Raw genomic sequence first — 15,842 nt, 5'->3', positions numbered from 1 at the left:
GGCTGCACACTCCTCCGCTCCGAAGTCGCGAACCCGCAACTCGAAACACGGAACGGAGGAGACAAACATGGATTTCGGCAAACGAGAACTCGCCGCTGCCATGCTGCTTGGTAGCGCGGTCCCACTGGCGGCCGCCAGCGCAGGGGCCGAGCCGACATACCCCCAACGACCGATAACGCTCGTCGTCGGCTATCCCGTCGGCGGCGCGACCGACACCCTGGCAAGGCTGTTGGGCCAGCATATGGCGGAGGTATTCGGCCAGAGGGTCATCATCGAAAATCGCGCGGGGGCGGCAAGCAACATCGCCGCCCAATCCGTGGCCCGCACCCCGCCCGACGGCTACACCCTCTTCCTGAGCAGCCGACCGAACACGCTGCACAAAACGCTTTACGCCGGCCTCGACTACGATTTTGCGAAGGACCTGGTGCCGGTAGCCCTGGTGGCCACCATGCCCACCGTGATCATCACCGGCCCCGACTCGTCCATATCGAGTGTCAGCGACCTGATTTCGATGGCGAAGAACTATCCGGGTACGCTGACCTGCGCCTCATCGGGTTTCGGGACGACGGGCCATCTTCTATGCGAGCTGTTCCAGGAAGAAACCGGCGTCAGCCTGGAGCACATCCCATACAAGGGCAGTGCGCCAGCCCTCAATGACCTGATGGCCGGACGGGTCGATGTGCAGTTCGATGCCCTGCCCGCCACGATCGGCCAGATCCGGGCGGGATCGGTTCGCTTGATCTCGGCCATCTCGCGGCGCCGGCTGGCCATCGCGAAGGACGTCCCGACAGCGCGCGAATCCGGCCTTACCAGCGTGGACATCGAAGACTGGGCCGGCATCATGGTCCCGACCGGCACGCCGCCGAACGTCATTGCACGCCTGAACGCCTGCCTGAACGCGGCATTGATGAGGCCCGAACTGCAGAACGCATTCATTGACCGCGGCTACGTCGCCCCCGTGGCGCCCAACACGCCCGAGACCTTCCGCACGCTGATCGGGCAAGAGAACGCAAGGTGGGCGCCGCTGCTCCAACGCAGGACCTTGAAGCCCGTTTCGCAACCGTAGGCCGGGAGCCCCTTCCCGGCGGCCGCCTGGGTCCCGGAAGACCCAGGATCCCGGGCGGCTTTTCAAACAAGCGCGACGGCCTCGACCTCCACCTTCAAACCGAAGTGCAGGGGCCCCGTTGGAACGACCGCGCGCGCGGGCCTGGACATGCCCGCCCAGGCAGCATAGACGGAGTTGAATGCAGGCCAATTCTCCATGGCGTCGATATAGACACGCACCTGGACCAGCTTGTCCACGCGGCTGCCGCAGGCATGCAACGCCGCTTCCACATTCTTCAACGCCTGCCGCGCCTGCTGCTCGAACGGTGCGTCCACCAGCCGCGCGCCCTCGGCCGTGATGGGCAACTGCCCGGATACGAAGACAAAGCCGTTCGCGACAACGGCATGGCTGTAATGGCCACCCGGCGCGGCCAACCCTGCCACATGGACGGCGGCATTCGGTTCACCATCCATGGAACCGGCCCCACTCCTGCACGGAACCGTCAGGGGACAGCGCCTGGTATTTCTCGAACTGCGCGCCCGTGGCACAGGCGTGGTTGGGCAGGATACGAAGGCGTGTGCCGACCGGATAGCGCGCGACGATATCGGCGTCGGCCGACCCTTCAAGCGCGACAATGCCGTGCTCCTGGTTGGCGCCGCTCAGCAGATAGCCGGCCATGGGCGTGCCGTCGATAGCGCAGACCTGGCCATACTTGTAGTCGCGCTTCTGCTTCGATGTCCCGACGTCCCGGCTCATGGCCATCCATCCGGCATCCACGATGAGCCAGCCTTTTTCGGGCTGGTGGCCGATCACGGTCGTCAGGACGCTTAGCGCGATGTCGCCCATGGCGCATACGCCCACGTTATGCATGACCAGGTCGAAGAATACGTAGACCCCGGCGCGCACTTCCGTCACCCCGCGCAGATCCTTCGCACTCAGCGCGGTGGGCGTCGAACCTACGCTGACGACCGGGCACGGGACGCCAGCCGCGCGCACGCGTTCAGCGGCGGTCACGCAGCCCGCGCGTTCCTGCTCGGCCAGGGTTTCGAGTGCGTCGGGCGTGTCGAGCTCATAGCTGGAACCCGCATGCGTCATGACGCCCTTGACCTCCATGCCACCGTCATGCAACACGGCGGCCACTTTCAGGAGCTCGTCGCCTTCGGGATGCAAGCCGGAGCGGTGGCCATCCGTATCGACTTCGATCAGCACCGGGAATTTCTCGCCATGCGCGCGGCCGAAGTCGGCGATCTCCCGCGCGGAGACCACACTGTCGGTGATGATCGTCAGGGCGCATCCGCGCCTGCGCAGCTCAAGCGCGTGAGGCAACCGATGCGGCGCGATCCCGACCGCGTAGAGGATGTCCGTGATTCCGCTCGCGAAGAACTGGTCCGCCTCTTTCAAGGTGGAGACGGTGATGCCCCGGGCGCCCGCTCCAAGCTGTGCAAGCACGACCTGTTCGCACTTGCTCGTTTTCACATGCGGCCGGAAGGCGACCCCGAGTGCGTTCATATGATCCTGCATGCGCCGGATATTCTTCATTGCGCGCGGCACATCGATAATGGCGGCCGGCGTATCGAGGGTGTGCAGAGAGGAAGTCATCATTGGTCCAGTGTACCGACTTTGGTCTTCAGCGCCGGAACGTCATCGCGCAGACCGCGGGTTATCAAATCCGTCACGACTGCAGGCGCGGCCCCGCTTCCGGTGGGTAGATCGACGCCTACGGTATTCATCTGTTTTCGGAACTCGGGATCGGCGGCCGCCTCCGTCAACGCGGCGGTCAGCCGTGCCATCACCGGCGCGGGCGTTCCTCGTGGCGCGAAAATCGCATTCCATGCCCGCACGTCCAGCACATACCCGGCCTCGGCCACCGTGGCGACGTTTGGCAACTGCGGCAAACGCGATGCGGACAGCACGGCCAGCGCCTTGATCCTGCCGCCGGCGATCTGCGGCAATGCGGTCGTCGTCTGGTCACACATGAAGTCCGTCTGTCCACCCATCAAGTCGTTCATCGCGGGCGCCACGCCTTTGTACGGGACATGGGTAACGTTGGACTTGAGCGCCGCAAGCAGCAGGACACAGCCGTAATGCGAAATCGAACCCACGCCGGCACTGCCGAAAGAAGCCGTGTCTTTATGGGTCCCCAGCCAGGCGAGCAACTCCTGCAGATTATTGGCCGGCAAATCGGCCCGCCCGAGCAATACCATGGGCGCGGAGCCGGCCAGGCCCACCGGCTGGAAATCCGCCACCGGGTCGTAGGGCAGTTTCTTGTAGAGCGCAGCGTTCGCCACGTGCGTGCCTATCGTTCCGAAGCCCAATGTATAGCCATCCGGCGCGGACCTGACCACGCGTGTCAGTCCGATCGTGCCGCCGGCGCCCGCCAGGTTTTCGACAACCACGGCCTGGCCAAGACGCTTGCCCATCTGCTGTGCGAATCCCCGCGCCAGTGCGTCACTGGGCCCGCCCGCGGGAAAGGGGACGATCAAGGTAATCGCGCGACGGGGAAAGGTATCGTCCTGCGCCCGCGCCGGTAGCGCAGCGGCCAGCAAAGACGCTGAAACGAACAAACCGCCGAATAGTGCTGGAAGAATGCCGCGGGATTGGGTCATGGCCGCTCCTTGTCCACGGACGGTAGAGCCGGGTCATTGAAAGATTGCAGCCAGGGCAGCGCAGGCTCCAATCGCGCGGCCTGAAGTTCCGGTTCGGGGGCCGCCGCAGGCAGGGCCAGCCCTACGCGGTTGTGCCAGAACGTGCGCAAGCCGACAGCAGCCGTCCCGAACATGTCGTAGCCCGATCCTGCGATGAAGGCGGCGTCGCGGGCGTCGACGTTCAGCCGGTCGAGCGCCATACGATAAGGACGAGGATCGGGCTTATAAAAGCCCGCCTCTTCGGAGGTCACGATCACGTCCCAGTCGATACCCAACAGCGCAGCGGCCCGGACACCCAGCTGGCGGGAGCAGTTGGTCACGACGGCCAGCCGACAATGGGGGCGCAGCGCGTCCAGCAGCTCGCGCGCGCCATCCCAGGGCGGTAGCCGATCCCATTGTTCCTCCAGGAAAACCGGTGCAGAGGCAGGCAGGCCTGTATCCCGGGCGGCTCGACGCACCAGATCCTCATAGGGCTCGTAGGCGCCGCAGCCATACGTCAATTGCAGATATCGCGCGCGCCAGGCACGGCCTTGTTCAGCAGAACCGGCGGCTGCGTTCCATAGCGTCCAGGAGTCCAGCAGCGCGGTCAGCAGGTCGAACAGCACCGCGCGCGGATATGAAGGTTCGGGGAAAGGTGTCGGTTCCATGGCCGCACTCTACCTGCCGACCTTGGTGCTGTGTTTTAATCATTGGCCATCTATCGTTAAAGCCAATTTAATGGTCCAGATCGAGGATCTGCAGCTCGCGGCTACATTGCTGCGCGAGGCGTCGCTAAGCGCGGCCGCGCGTGCGCTGGATGTGACGCCTTCCGCGCTGTCGATCCGGCTGCGGAAACTGGAAGCGGCGCTGGGGGTCAGCCTGGCAACGCGAACCGCCCGGCGCCTGAGCCTGACGGCGGAAGGCGAACGCTTCGCCCGCGATGCCACAGCCCTGCTGACGCAGCTCGACAGCCTGTGCGATTCGCTGCAACGGGAGGCGCGCCAGCTCACCGGCTCTTTGCGCATCTCCGCGCCCTTCGGCTACGGTCGGCAATACATCGGGCCCCTGATCGCCGAATTCGCGCGCGCCCACCCGGGCCTGCGCGTGCAATTGGACCTGCACGAAACCCCGTGGCCGGACCGGCACGATGCGGATGCGGTGATACACATCGGCACCGTCCGGGATTCCTCCTGGATCGCGCGCACCTTGGCATCGAACGAGCGCTGGTTGTGCGCCAGCCCGATGTATTTGCATGAGCACGGCGTGCCTCTTGCGCCACGCGACGTGGTCAAGCACACCTGCATCTGTATCCGCGAAAACAACGAGGACGTGACCTTGTGGCACGTTCGCCCACGCAGCGTGCCACCCGGCCGCAAGAGCGGCGAACAGGAAACCCTGCGCATATCGCCGGCTTATTCGACCAACGATGGCGTGGTTGCGCGCCAATGGGCCGAACAGGGCCTGGGCCTGGTCTTGCGCTCGGAGTGGGATGCCGCGGAGGCCGTGGCGCAGGGCAAGCTGGTCCGCGTCCTTGCCGATTGGCAGTTCGACAGCGCGCCCATCATGCTGCTGGTGCCGACGCGCAATGGCCGCACCGCGAGGGTCCAGGCGCTGATCGAGTTCCTGGAGCGCCGTATCAACCGGGATGCCGCGCTCCAGGCCAAGCAGGGCGCGGTGGTGCCAAGGCGACCGGCACCGAAGGCATAGCCATCGTGCAATCGACCACATTGGAAAGGCAGCTGGGCTTCCCGAGGGAAATCGACCGCCTCAAAACCGTCATGCGGCAATCCCCCCTGCTGGACGGCAGCCGCAAGGAGAACTCCGCCGAACATCCGGGCGTAGCCATCGTCAGTCTTGCGGCCGACCTCGGCAAAGCCCAGCTTGGGATACAGCGCGATGTTCTCGTGCATCTTTTCGTGGGTGTAGAGGGTGACCGCGGCGAGGTTCCGTGACCTGGCCATTTCCTCCGCATATTCCATGAGGACGCGGCCATGGCCTTTTCCTTGCATCGCGGGCGCCACTGCCGAACACGACGAGTAAAGTCTATCCCCCCGTCCTATTCCAGCTTTATACCGGCGTCATCCACTACCTTGTGCCATTTCTCGATTTCCGCCTGCAGCGACAGGTCGAAATCCTGCGGCGTGCTGCCCACGGTTTCGATACCGTCCTGTGCCAACCGCGCCTTCAGGGCGGGGTCGGCAAGGACGTTGTTAATGGCGGCCCACACCTTCTGGATGACGGGCTCCGGCGTTCCGCGCGGCGCCAGTACGCCGTGCCACGCCGACGCCTCGTATCCGGGCACGCCCGCCTCGGCCACGGTCGGCACATCGGGCAGCAGCGGCGACCGGCGCGCACCTGTCACGGCCACGGCCTTGACGTTGCCTGCCTGTGCCTGCTTGGAGGCCGACGCGGCATCGCCAAAGGTCATGTCCACCACACCGCCTACGACGTCCAGCAGCGCGGGACCCGCGCCCTTGTACGGCACCGGGACCAACACCACATCCGCCTGGCGCATGAACAGTTCAACCGCCAGGTGGGCCGAACTGCCCTGACCGGCCGTCGACGAGGTAACCGTGCCGGGCTGCCGCCGGGCATACTTGATCAGTTCCCCGAGTGTGCTGACCGGCAACTGCTTCTTCACAGCCACGACATAGGGATAGCTGGTCAACTGCGTGATGGCCGCGAAATCCTTGCGTGCGTCGTAGGGCAGTTTGCTATAGACCGATGGATTGATCGCATTCGGTCCGCTCTGTCCCAGCAACAGGGTATAGCCGTCGGGTGCGGCCTTGGCCACGGCGTCGGCGCCGATGATGCCGCCAGCGCCGCCCCGATTGTCGATGATGAAGGGCTGCCCCAGTTGTTCGCTGACTCCTTTGAACACCAGGCGCGCGACGATGTCCGCTCCGCCACCGGCCGCGAATGGCACGATGACCTTGACCGGACGGTCGGGATAGGCTGCCTGCGCCCCGCTCACGCCAGCAAGGGCCGCGCAGAGGGCCAGCGCCGGCATAAGAGATTTGAATAGGTTACGCATGGGTGAAGTCTCCGTTTAATGTTCTTCTGCCGTGTCGCGTCCACCTGGGGCGGCACGCCGTGCGGCCCCGATTCCCGGGCCGGGATCTGCGTCAGGCGGGCAAGGGCAGCGGATGCAGGCTGTTGATCGACGCGACCGTCACAATGGGGCCCGCCCCACGGGCGCTCATCGCGCGGCTTGTGGCATGACGTCCAACTGGACGATCTTGCCTGCCAGATCCGGCGAGGGCGCAGGATAGCGATGCATGACCTGCGGATCGTGGCCGGGAACAATATGATCTTCGGAGTCGGCCAAGCTTCGCACGACGCGGTATCCCTCGAGCATGTCGCCCACGTGATAGACAGCGGGAAACGGCGCGTTGTTGCCGATGTTGCCGTAGAGGTGACTGGCATCGGAGGCCAGCACCACCCACCCGCGGCGGGTCCACACGCGCACGATCTGCAGGCCCGCAGTGTGCCCGCCCACCAGATGCAGCGACAGGCCGGGCGCGAGTTCGCTGGAACCCCGGTGGAAGGCTACGCGGCCGGCATAGAGGCGCCGCACGTATTCGACTATGTCTTCCACGTCGAAAGGATGGCGCAGCGGCGCGTGGCACATGCAGCGCCCCGTCGCATAGGCAGGTTCGGCATCCTGGACGTGGAACGTCGCGTTTGGAAAATCGGCCAGCGTACCGGCGTGGTCGTAATGCAGGTGGGTGAGGATGACGTTGCACACGTCCTCTGCCTCGACGCCCAGCAAGGCCAGGCCTTGCGCGGGCCGCATGAACAGCTCGCGCCCGCGCTGCCGTGCCGCGGCCTCGCCGAAGCCCGTGTCCACCACATAGACTTCGTCATCGCGCCGCAATAGCCACACGTAGTAGTCCAGGTCGGACTCGGCGTCGTGGATATCCACATGGCCGAGATAGTTGTCGACCGCGCGACGGCCCGAATGGCGCGCGTAGCGGATGGCGTACACACTGAAAGGGGTGCAATCCAAGATGTCTCTCCCAGGGATCCAGACTATGTTTTTGTATAAAGGCGGTCAGTCCGCGGCCTCGGTCTGCAGCGATTCCTGCAGGATGCCGATTGCCGCGCTGGCGGCATTGCGCACGTGCAGGATGCCAGCGACGCGGGCGGCCTTGCCGTCGCGCCTTTCCAGGGCATGCAACAGCTCGGACAGTTCCGCCACGCTGTGCTTTGCGCGTCCCGGCGCCTGCATCGACGTCGACCGCAGCAGCATGACGCGCGAATTCAGCAATCGCAACGTGTTGGTCAGCGCCTCGTTGCCTGCGCCATCCAGCAGTTGCTGATAGAAGGCGTTCTTGGCGGCAATCTGCTCAAGCGCGGTGCCGCGGGTCAGGGCGCGCTTGAGCCCTTGGAACGCCTCGCACAGCGTCGCCAGTTGCGCCTCCGAAGCGTGTTCTGCGAACAGCTGGCAGGCCAGCCCTTCGAGCTCTTCGCGAACTTGGTAGATGCCTCGGGCCTGCTCGGGCGACAGGCGTTCGACCACCGGACCGCGATGCGGGATCACCAGGATCAGGCCTTCGGATTCCAGTTGGCGCAGCGCTTCCCGCACCAAGGTGCGGCTGACGCCGGTCATCTCGCACAGTTCTCGCTCCGGCAAGCGCTCGCCCGCACTGAACCGCCCCACCAGGATGGCGTTGCGGATGCTCTCGGTCACGCTGTGTCGCAGCACCGAAGCGACGCGCGGGACCTTGAAATCGTCTTGTGGCTCTGCCTGGGGAGTCATGGATGCAATGCAAAAAGGTGTGCGGGGCGTAGAGGGCGCCCCAAATCCCGCTGGGTACGCCCGTAAATTACTGGGTTTCTGTCTTGCCCAGAACCTTGCGGACACGGTCAAGGTAGGCGGGACCATCGAATCCAACTTGCTTGGCGCGCTTGTTCCAGGCGTCGTAAGCGGGCCCGACGTATTTTGGTTGCATCAGTTCAGCCCGTTGTTCATCCGTGGCTACCCAGAACGTCACACCGTTCTTCTCCATGGCATGGCGCGCATTGGCAACGAATTCATCGTATTTGCCGAAAGCCTCCTGCTGCACGGCATCCATGGCGCCTCGGACCTGCTTCTGCACGTCCGCAGGCAACTTTTGCCAGCTGTCCGGATTGACCAGGATCGCCCAGCCATTGATCGGACCCAGGCTCCAGTTCTGCACGTTCTTGGCGATCCGCCAGAACTCCAGCGCCCCGCCGACGCAGGTGGAAATGAACACGCCGTCGATAACGCCACGTTCCAACGCCGGGAAGATTTCAGTAGTCGGCATGGCTACCGGCTTGCCGCCCAGGGCATTGACCACCTCGGCGGTCTGCGGGTTATGCACGCGCAGGCGTTTGCCCTTGAAGTCCGCCACTTTCCGGATGGGATCTTTCGAGAACAGTTGCTGCGTGCACCAGGCGCCCTCGGCCAGCACGATCGCCCCCCACTTTTCCTTCCATATCTTGCGTGTGTCCTCGCACCAGAAGGCGTCGCAGACCTGCTTGTATTCCTTGATGTCGTTGATCAGCCCGGGCAGGTTGAAGATACCCATGCGCGGTTCGTCCGCCGCCAGATAGGTATGCAGGGCGGCGCTCAGATCCACGCGGCCTTCCCGTACGGCGGTCGCCATCTGCGCGGGCGGCACGAGCGAATCGCTGACCGTCACCTTGACCCTGCCGCCGGTGGCCTTCGCCACGCGCTCGGGCACCGAGGCGGTGAGGATCGAGTACCCATCGCCGGGCGCCGTGATCACCGCCATGGTCAGGTCGTAGGTCTGGGCCTGTGCCGCTCCCGTCAACAGGGCGGCGCCCAGGGCGATGGCAGCCACGAAGGATCGAAGCCGCGCGGACGGGCATATGGGTTGGTTCATGTTGCTCCTCCTGGATGATGCGCTTTGCGCTGTGCGTAATTATGAGCATGCAATCATACAATATGCCTATAATATCGCCACAATAACCGACGAATATCAATCTCGATCAGGGAAAACACCATCGCGCAGGACGCGTTGAGGAGACAACAATGAGCACCATCGAGATGCCGGCGCAAGTTCCGGCAGAGGCGGCCGCGTCGCCGGGCGCATCGCCCTATCCGCTGGGCGGCCGCGCGGATTTCGGCCTTATCCGGGCAATGGCCGCGGTGTCGCGCTGTTCCGGCGTGCTTGCCACGGCGGCGCTGCTGCTTATGGCGTTGTCGATGTGCTACGAGATCTTGTCGCGCTACGCCTTCAATTCGCCTACTTCATGGGCCACCGAGATCTCTGGCTATCTGCTGGTGGCCACCGTGTTCTTTGGGCTCGCGGCGGCGCAATCATCCAACGCGCACGTCCAGGTCGAACTCTGGATCGACAAGCTATCGGCGCCCGCGCGCGTGCAGGCAGAACTGCTGGGGCAGTGGATGGCGCTGCTGTTCAGCGTGGTGCTTGGCTGGCAGATGGCCAGCTTCAACATCCGCGAATACGTCAACGACACGCGCGACTGGGGGCTGTTGTCGACCCCGCAATGGATCCCGCAGCTGTCGGTATCGCTTGGCCTGCTGACGTTCTGCCTGTCCATCATGGTGGACATCCACCGCTTGCGGCCGCCAACCGGGGCCCTGCGGCGCTGGCTGGCGCCCGCAGCGCTGGCCGCGATGGCGCTAGCGCTTGTGGGCATGGGTCCGAACGCGCTGCCGATCGCCGGCACGCGGTTCGACTGGGGCATGGCTGCGATCGCCCTCGCCTTCATCATCGCCATCTGGGCCTGGAGCGGCGCCGTCACGCTAACGCATTCGCTTCTCGTGATCGGCGGATGCGCGGTGCTGTATGGACTGGCGCGCGGCCAGTCGCTGGGCTGGGTCGCGACCCTGCTGGTGGCGAGCATGATCCTGTTTCTGTTCCTTGGCGTGCGCATCGGCGTCGCGCTCGGCATGGTCGGCCTGCTTGGCGTGTATTTCCTGCTGTCGCGTCCCCAGCTGTCCCTGCTGGCCGAGCGCGCCTGGACCAGCACCAACACGTTCACGCTGACCGCGGTGCCGATGTTCATTTTCATGGGTGCCTTGCTGCTGCGCAGCGGCATCACCGCCGGCATGTTCGACGCGCTGGTGCGCTGGTTCGGCCGCGCGCCGGGCGGGCTGGCGCATGCCTCCGCCGGAGCGTCGGCGGTCTTCGCCGCCGTGTCCGGCTCCAGCCTGGCCACGGCCGCCACGCTGGGCAAGGTGGCCTGCCCGGACATGATCCAGCGCGGCTACAGCCCGCGGCTGACCTACGGCGTCGCAGCGGCCGGCGCCACGCTCGGCATCCTGATCCCGCCCAGCATCCCCATGATCATCTACGGCACCACCGTCGGCGCCTCGGTCACGCATCTGTTCCTCGCCGGCATCATCCCGGGCCTGCTGCTGATGGGCTTCTTCATGGCGGGCACGCTCGTGTGGGCCCTGACTGTACCGGGCGCGGCGCCGCCCGCGCGCGCCTACACCATGCGGGAGAAGTTCACCGCCTCGCGCAGCATGGTGCCGTTCGTGGGCATCATCGGGGCGGTCCTAGGCTCCATGTACGCGGGCGTCGCCACGCCCACCGAGGCAGCCGCTATCGGCGCGGTCAGCGCGTTCCTGCTTTGCCTGGTGCGTCGCAAGCTCACCTGGGGCGCCTTGATGGATATCGCCTTCGATTCGGCCAAGGTCACCGCCTTGCTGCTATTGATCGTGGTCGGCGCTGGCATTTTCAGCTGGGTCTTCGACTACCTGCGCCTGCCCCGCGAGGTCGTCAATCTGATACAGGGCGCCGATCTGTCGCCGACACTGGTGGTCGGAGCGATGGTCCTGATCTATTTGTTCCTGGGCATGTTCGTCGAATCGATCGCGATGATGCTCATGACGCTGCCGGTCACCTATCCTATCGCCATGGCGCTGGGGTTGGACCCGATCTGGTTCGGCGTCTTCCTGGTACTGATGATCGAAGTGGGCCTGATTACCCCGCCGGTCGGCATGGTGCTGTTCGTGCTGCGCAGCATGAACGAAAAGGCCCGATTCGACGACATCATTCGCGGCGCCTTGCCGTTCGTGCTGATCATCCTGCTCTTCCTTTGCCTGCTCTACGTTTTCCCGCAGATCGTGATGTGGCTTCCCGACCGAGTGAAATGACCATGCCCCAAGCAGCTGCCTCCGATGCCGCCCGTCCCTCCGTGGGACTGGCGCACTTCGTCGCCAATTCCACATGGGACGACATCCCCCAGCCTGTCCGGCACGCCGCCCGCCGCGCCCTGCTGAATTTCTTCGCGGTGGCGCTGTCGGCCGCGCATACGCCCTCGATGGATATCGCCGTGCGCACCTACGCGCGCTTCTCGGCAGGCCGGGACGCCAGCCTGGTGGGACGGCCCGATCGCGTCGACGCGTTGAACGCCGCAGCGCTCAATGCCATGGCGGCCAACGTTTTCGACTTCGACGACACGCATCATCCCACCATCATCCACCCGACCTCGCCGATCGCGCCGGTCCTGTTTGCGCTGGCCGAAACCCGGCCCCTGACCGGACAGCAACTGCTGCATGCCTTCGTGCTTGGCGTCGAAGTGGCCTGCCGCATCGGCAACGCCATCTCGCCCGAACACTACGCACGCGGCTGGCACATCACCTCCACCTGCGGCGTGTTCGGCGCGGCGCTGGCCGCCGCGCGCGCGCTGGGCCTGAACGCCGGGCAGAACCTGGACGCCCTCGGCGCCGCAGCAGTGCAGGCAGGCGGCCTGGTCGAAGCCCTGGGCACTGGCGCCAAAAGCATCAGCGTAGGCAACGCCTCGCGCAACGGCCTGCTGTCGGCTTTCCTGGCGGCCGAGGGTTTCGACGGCCCGTCCCTCCCGCTGGAAGGCGAGCGCGGGTATCTGCGCGTCGCCGGCGATAACCCGCGACTGGACGCCATCACTGGACAGCTCGGCCAGCGTTGGGAGCTGCTGAACAACGCCTACAAACCCTATCCCTGCGGCGTCGTGCTCAACCCCGTCATCGACGCCTGCCTGGAGTTGGCGGCCGATCCGCGCATCGCAAACGGCCGCTGGACCGGCATCGCGCGCATCGAGCTCACCGGCCACCCGCTGCTGCGGCAACGCACGGACCGGCCGGGCGTCACCAGCGGACGATTGTCCCAGGTCAGTGCCCAACATGCTGTCGCCGTGGCGCTGGTCCGGGGCCGCGCCGGCTTGCCGGAATTCTCGGATGAAGCGGTTGCCGACCCCGCCTTGCGCGACCTCGGCGCGCGGCTCGCCTTCCACGACGACCCCGCCATGTCGGTCGACGCCGTCAGGCTGCGCATCGACTTCGCCGATGGAGCAAGCCTGCACCGCGAGGTCACCAAGCCGCGGGGTTCTCTGGCCCGCCCGCTGGAAGACCGGGAGATCGAACAGAAACTTCGCGACCTGGCGCACCACGGGCAGGTCGAGATCGACATCGACCGGCTCATCGACTCCGTCTGGTCCCTGGAAACAGCCGCCGACGCTGCCCTGCCGATGCGCCTGTCGGCCTCCCGCAGATGAACGCGTCGCCTGCCGACATCATCGGGGACGCTGGTCGACCTCGATGCGCGGCCGACTTCAATCGTCCGCGACAGACTTTATGAAGGCAATATCAATTGCCGCGTGCACGTAGTCGCCGCTTACTCCACCGTCACGCTCTTGGCCAGATTCCGCGGCTTGTCGACGTCGGTGCCGCGCGCGCAGGCCGTGTGATACGCCAGCAACTGCAACGGCACCGTATGCAGGATCGGCGACAGCTTCCCATAATGCTCCGGCATGCGGATCACATGCGTGCCGTCGCCATTGGAGATCCTGCTGTCCGCGTCGGCGAAGACATACAGCTCGCCGCCGCGCGCGCGCACTTCCTGCATATTCGATTTCAGTTTCTCCAGCAGGGCATCGTTGGGCGCGATGGTGACCACCGGCATCTGCTCGGTGACCAGCGCCAGCGGGCCGTGCTTCAGTTCGCCCGCGGGATAGGCCTCGGCGTGGATGTAGCTGATCTCCTTCAGCTTCAACGCCCCTTCCAGGGCGATGGGGTAGTGCAGCCCGCGCCCCAGGAACAAGGCGTTTTCCTTGCTGGCGAACCGTTGCGCCCAGGCGATGATCTGCGGCTCCAGGGCCAGCACCGAACCAATGGCCGCGGGCAGGTGGCGCAGCGCCTTGACGTGGTCGGCTTCCTGTTCGTCCGTCATGCGGCCATGGGTCTGCGCCAGCGCCAGCGTCAGCATGAACAGCGCGGTCAGCTGCGTGGTGAAAGCCTTGGTCGAGGCCACGCCGATCTCCACCCCGGCGCGCGTGATGAAGGCGAGCTTGCATTCGCGCACCATGGCGCTGGTGGCGACATTGCAGATGGTGAGGGTGCGCTCCATGCCCATTGAACGCGCATGCTTGAGCGCCGCCAGCGTGTCGGCGGTTTCGCCGGACTGCGATATGGTCACGACCAGGGTGCGCGGGTCGGGCACGCTGTCGCGATAACGGTACTCGCTGGCGATTTCCACGGCGACGGGGATCTTGGCGAGCGATTCGATCCAGTACTTGGCGGTCAGGCCGGCGTAGTAGCTGGTGCCGCACGCCAGGATCAGGACCGACTCGGAATCCTTGAATATGCGATAGGCGCCGTCGCCGAACAGCTCCGGCGTGATGCTCTCGATATCCTGCAAGGTATCGCCCACGGCGCGCGGCTGTTCGAAGATTTCCTTCTGCATGAAGTGGCGGTAAGGGCCGAGCTCGGCGGCGCCGGTATGCACCTGCACCGTATTGACCTTGCGCTCCACCGCGCGGCCCTGCTCGTCGACGATCCAGACACGGGTCAGTTGCAGGTCGACGACGTCGCCGTCTTCCAGGTAGATGATGCGGTCGGTGGTCCCGGCCAGCGCCAGCGCGTCCGAAGCCAGGAAGTTCTCGTTTTCGCCCAGGCCCACGACCAGGGGCGAACCCTGGCGGGCGCCCACGACACGATGCGGCTCGTCGCGGCAGAATACGGCAATGGCGTAGGCGCCCAGCAGGCGGCGCACGGCCTGCTGCACGGCTTCGAACAGGTCGCCGGCATACAGGTGGTTGACCAGGTGCGCGATGACCTCGGTGTCGGTCTGGCTTTCGAAAACGTAGCCGGCGGCCTCGAGTTCGGCGCGCAGCTCGTCGTGGTTCTCGATGATGCCGTTGTGGACCAGCGCGATACGCGGCGCCTCGCGACCAAAGCTGGAGAAATGCGGATGGGCGTTGTGGGTGGCGGGCGCCCCGTGGGTGGCCCAGCGCGTATGCGAAATGCCCGTGAATCCGGTGAGCTTGTCGTGCGCGATCTGTTCGGAGAGTTCGGCCACCCGCTCGGTGCTGCGCGTACGCCGCAGCTCGCCGTCCGCGTAGACCGCGACGCCGCACGAATCATAGCCGCGATACTCCAGCCGCTTCAGGCCCTCGACCAGGATGGGGGTAATGTCGCGTTGGGCGACAGCGCCGACGATTCCGCACATGGCAAACTCCAGGAAACACTAGGAACGGCGGCCATTGTGTGCCGGGCTACAAGAAATTAAATTTCAAAATTTCGGTTGCTATCGTGCGTTATATCAACCGAACTCATTGTTGAATTTATATTTCATTTACACTACAGCTTCATCAAACTGATTTCGCATCATGGCCCACGCCGACAGCCCGACGGATCTGGATGAGCTGGACAGACGGATCCTCGCCCAGCTGCAGGACGACGCCTCCCTGAGCAATCAGGAACTGGCGGAACGCGTGCACACGTCCCCGCCCACCTGCCTTCGCCGCGTGCGCCGCCTGACGGAACTCGGGGTGATCGAGAAACAGGTCGCCATTCTCGACCCCGTGAAACTGGGGAGCACGCTGACGGCCCTGGTGGAGGTAACGCTGGATGTCCAGGCGGCCGAACGTATCGAGGAATTCGAGGCGCGCATGCAGGCCGAGCCGGCGGTCCTGCAATGCTACCGGGTCTCGCCGGGACCGGATTTCCTGCTGATCGCGCAGGTGAAGGATATGCCGGCGTATCACGCGCTGGTGCACCGGGCATTCACGGCGCAGGCGAATGTGCGCAACGTGCGTACGTTTTTCTCGGTGCATCGCGCCAAGTTCGAGACGCGTCTGGCCATCGACTGATGCCGGACCGACCCCGGAAGGAATTCCCGCACGTGCACGTTCGCGGGTACGCGCGTATGCGCCAACGGGCCAGCGCGCAC

Annotated in this window: 14 protein-coding genes and 2 pseudogenes; 6 read left to right on the top strand and 10 right to left on the bottom strand. The window is 65.1% G+C overall.

The features are described 5' to 3' along the window. Positions 1–67: 67 nt before the first annotated feature. Positions 68–1,066, top strand: a complete 999-nt coding sequence (locus BAU07_RS00995) for a Bug family tripartite tricarboxylate transporter substrate binding protein (RefSeq protein WP_066652810.1) — start codon at positions 68–70, stop codon at positions 1,064–1,066. A 62-nt stretch (positions 1,067–1,128) separates the two neighbouring features. On the opposite strand, the gene BAU07_RS00990 is transcribed toward BAU07_RS00995, so the two are convergent. The 4 genes from BAU07_RS00990 to BAU07_RS00975 are packed head-to-tail and all read right to left on the bottom strand — an operon-like array spanning position 1,129 to position 4,337. Further along, positions 1,129–1,518, bottom strand: a complete 390-nt coding sequence (locus BAU07_RS00990; RefSeq protein ID WP_066652808.1) for a RidA family protein — start codon at positions 1,516–1,518, stop codon at positions 1,129–1,131. Beyond that, complete coding sequence (locus BAU07_RS00985) at positions 1,508–2,644, bottom strand: DSD1 family PLP-dependent enzyme (protein ID WP_415830249.1); 1,137 nt, start codon at positions 2,642–2,644, stop codon at positions 1,508–1,510. The genes BAU07_RS00990 and BAU07_RS00985 overlap by 11 nt, the downstream gene beginning before the upstream one ends. Further along, positions 2,644–3,651, bottom strand: a complete 1,008-nt coding sequence (locus tag BAU07_RS00980) for a tripartite tricarboxylate transporter substrate-binding protein (protein ID WP_066652801.1) — start codon at positions 3,649–3,651, stop codon at positions 2,644–2,646. Before BAU07_RS00980 ends, BAU07_RS00985 begins: the two co-directional genes overlap by 1 nt. Beyond that, positions 3,648–4,337, bottom strand: a complete 690-nt coding sequence (locus BAU07_RS00975; protein ID WP_066652798.1) for an HAD family hydrolase — start codon at positions 4,335–4,337, stop codon at positions 3,648–3,650. The genes BAU07_RS00980 and BAU07_RS00975 overlap by 4 nt, the downstream gene beginning before the upstream one ends. Positions 4,338–4,407: 70 nt before the next feature. Here BAU07_RS00975 and BAU07_RS00970 point away from each other — a divergent pair, with 70 nt between their 5' ends. Continuing rightward, positions 4,408–5,376 carry a LysR substrate-binding domain-containing protein gene (locus BAU07_RS00970; protein WP_084025053.1) on the top strand — a complete coding sequence of 323 codons (969 nt, stop codon included), beginning with the start codon at positions 4,408–4,410 and terminating at the stop codon, positions 5,374–5,376. Between the two features lie 5 nt (positions 5,377–5,381). Beyond that, positions 5,382–5,501, top strand: a pseudogene (locus tag BAU07_RS27765) (HD domain-containing protein); the annotation flags it as partial. Between the two features lie 75 nt (positions 5,502–5,576). Here the strand turns inward: BAU07_RS27765 and BAU07_RS27760 are convergent. The 5 genes and pseudogenes from BAU07_RS27760 to BAU07_RS00945 form a co-directional block, all read right to left on the bottom strand. Next, positions 5,577–5,648 (bottom strand): annotated as a pseudogene (locus BAU07_RS27760) (hypothetical protein); the annotation flags it as partial. 77 nt (positions 5,649–5,725) lie between these two features. Further along, positions 5,726–6,703: a tripartite tricarboxylate transporter substrate binding protein gene (locus tag BAU07_RS00960; protein WP_066652792.1), complete on the bottom strand. Its 978-nt coding sequence runs from the start codon at positions 6,701–6,703 to the stop codon at positions 5,726–5,728. A gap of 165 nt (positions 6,704–6,868) precedes the next feature. Next, a complete protein-coding gene (locus BAU07_RS00955) occupies positions 6,869–7,678 on the bottom strand; it encodes an N-acyl homoserine lactonase family protein (protein WP_066652789.1) in 810 nt (269 codons plus the stop codon). A 45-nt stretch (positions 7,679–7,723) separates the two neighbouring features. Further along, complete coding sequence (locus BAU07_RS00950; RefSeq protein ID WP_066652786.1) at positions 7,724–8,431, bottom strand: GntR family transcriptional regulator; 708 nt, start codon at positions 8,429–8,431, stop codon at positions 7,724–7,726. Positions 8,432–8,498: 67 nt separating this feature from the next. After that, positions 8,499–9,542, bottom strand: coding sequence for a TRAP transporter substrate-binding protein (locus BAU07_RS00945; RefSeq protein WP_066652780.1), 1,044 nt, complete (start codon positions 9,540–9,542; stop codon positions 8,499–8,501). Positions 9,543–9,691: 149 nt separating this feature from the next. On the opposite strand from BAU07_RS00945, the gene BAU07_RS00940 reads away from it, so the two are divergent. Together BAU07_RS00940 and BAU07_RS00935 are read left to right on the top strand one after the other, a co-directional pair. Further along, positions 9,692–11,788, top strand: a complete 2,097-nt coding sequence (locus BAU07_RS00940) for a TRAP transporter large permease subunit (RefSeq protein ID WP_066652778.1) — start codon at positions 9,692–9,694, stop codon at positions 11,786–11,788. After that, positions 11,785–13,167 carry an MmgE/PrpD family protein gene (locus tag BAU07_RS00935; protein ID WP_066652776.1) on the top strand — a complete coding sequence of 461 codons (1,383 nt, stop codon included), beginning with the start codon at positions 11,785–11,787 and terminating at the stop codon, positions 13,165–13,167. The genes BAU07_RS00940 and BAU07_RS00935 overlap by 4 nt, the downstream gene beginning before the upstream one ends. A 119-nt stretch (positions 13,168–13,286) precedes the next feature. Here the strand turns inward: BAU07_RS00935 and glmS are convergent, their stop codons facing one another. Then, positions 13,287–15,119, bottom strand: coding sequence for a glutamine--fructose-6-phosphate transaminase (isomerizing) (gene glmS / locus BAU07_RS00930; RefSeq protein WP_066652774.1), 1,833 nt, complete (start codon positions 15,117–15,119; stop codon positions 13,287–13,289). A 160-nt stretch (positions 15,120–15,279) separates the two neighbouring features. On the opposite strand from glmS, the gene BAU07_RS00925 reads away from it, so the two are divergent. After that, positions 15,280–15,762: an Lrp/AsnC family transcriptional regulator gene (locus tag BAU07_RS00925; RefSeq protein ID WP_066652771.1), complete on the top strand. Its 483-nt coding sequence runs from the start codon at positions 15,280–15,282 to the stop codon at positions 15,760–15,762. Positions 15,763–15,842: the final 80 nt, after the last annotated feature.

This window comes from Bordetella flabilis (genome assembly GCF_001676725.1).
GTDB classification, from domain to species: Bacteria; Pseudomonadota; Gammaproteobacteria; order Burkholderiales; family Burkholderiaceae_B; genus Bordetella_C; species Bordetella_C flabilis.
The sequence above is the reverse complement of the archived record's forward strand: the minus strand, read 5'-3'. Positions and strand labels throughout refer to the sequence as shown.

Excerpts from the sequence above, each read along its gene's own strand:
- BAU07_RS00995 (WP_066652810.1), top strand. The coding sequence starts at position 68 with ATGGATTTCGGCAAACGAGAACTCGCCGCTGCCATGCTGCTTGGTAGC.
- BAU07_RS00990 (WP_066652808.1), bottom strand. The coding sequence starts at position 1,518 with ATGGATGGTGAACCGAATGCCGCCGTCCATGTGGCAGGGTTGGCCGCG.
- BAU07_RS00985 (WP_415830249.1), bottom strand. The coding sequence starts at position 2,644 with ATGACTTCCTCTCTGCACACCCTCGATACGCCGGCCGCCATTATCGAT.
- BAU07_RS00980 (WP_066652801.1), bottom strand. The coding sequence starts at position 3,651 with ATGACCCAATCCCGCGGCATTCTTCCAGCACTATTCGGCGGTTTGTTC.
- BAU07_RS00975 (WP_066652798.1), bottom strand. The coding sequence starts at position 4,337 with ATGGAACCGACACCTTTCCCCGAACCTTCATATCCGCGCGCGGTGCTG.
- BAU07_RS00970 (WP_084025053.1), top strand. The coding sequence starts at position 4,408 with ATGGTCCAGATCGAGGATCTGCAGCTCGCGGCTACATTGCTGCGCGAG.
- BAU07_RS00960 (WP_066652792.1), bottom strand. The coding sequence starts at position 6,703 with ATGCGTAACCTATTCAAATCTCTTATGCCGGCGCTGGCCCTCTGCGCG.
- BAU07_RS00950 (WP_066652786.1), bottom strand. The coding sequence starts at position 8,431 with ATGACTCCCCAGGCAGAGCCACAAGACGATTTCAAGGTCCCGCGCGTC.
- BAU07_RS00945 (WP_066652780.1), bottom strand. The coding sequence starts at position 9,542 with ATGAACCAACCCATATGCCCGTCCGCGCGGCTTCGATCCTTCGTGGCT.
- BAU07_RS00940 (WP_066652778.1), top strand. The coding sequence starts at position 9,692 with ATGAGCACCATCGAGATGCCGGCGCAAGTTCCGGCAGAGGCGGCCGCG.
- BAU07_RS00935 (WP_066652776.1), top strand. The coding sequence starts at position 11,785 with ATGACCATGCCCCAAGCAGCTGCCTCCGATGCCGCCCGTCCCTCCGTG.
- glmS (WP_066652774.1), bottom strand. The coding sequence starts at position 15,119 with ATGTGCGGAATCGTCGGCGCTGTCGCCCAACGCGACATTACCCCCATC.
- BAU07_RS00925 (WP_066652771.1), top strand. The coding sequence starts at position 15,280 with ATGGCCCACGCCGACAGCCCGACGGATCTGGATGAGCTGGACAGACGG.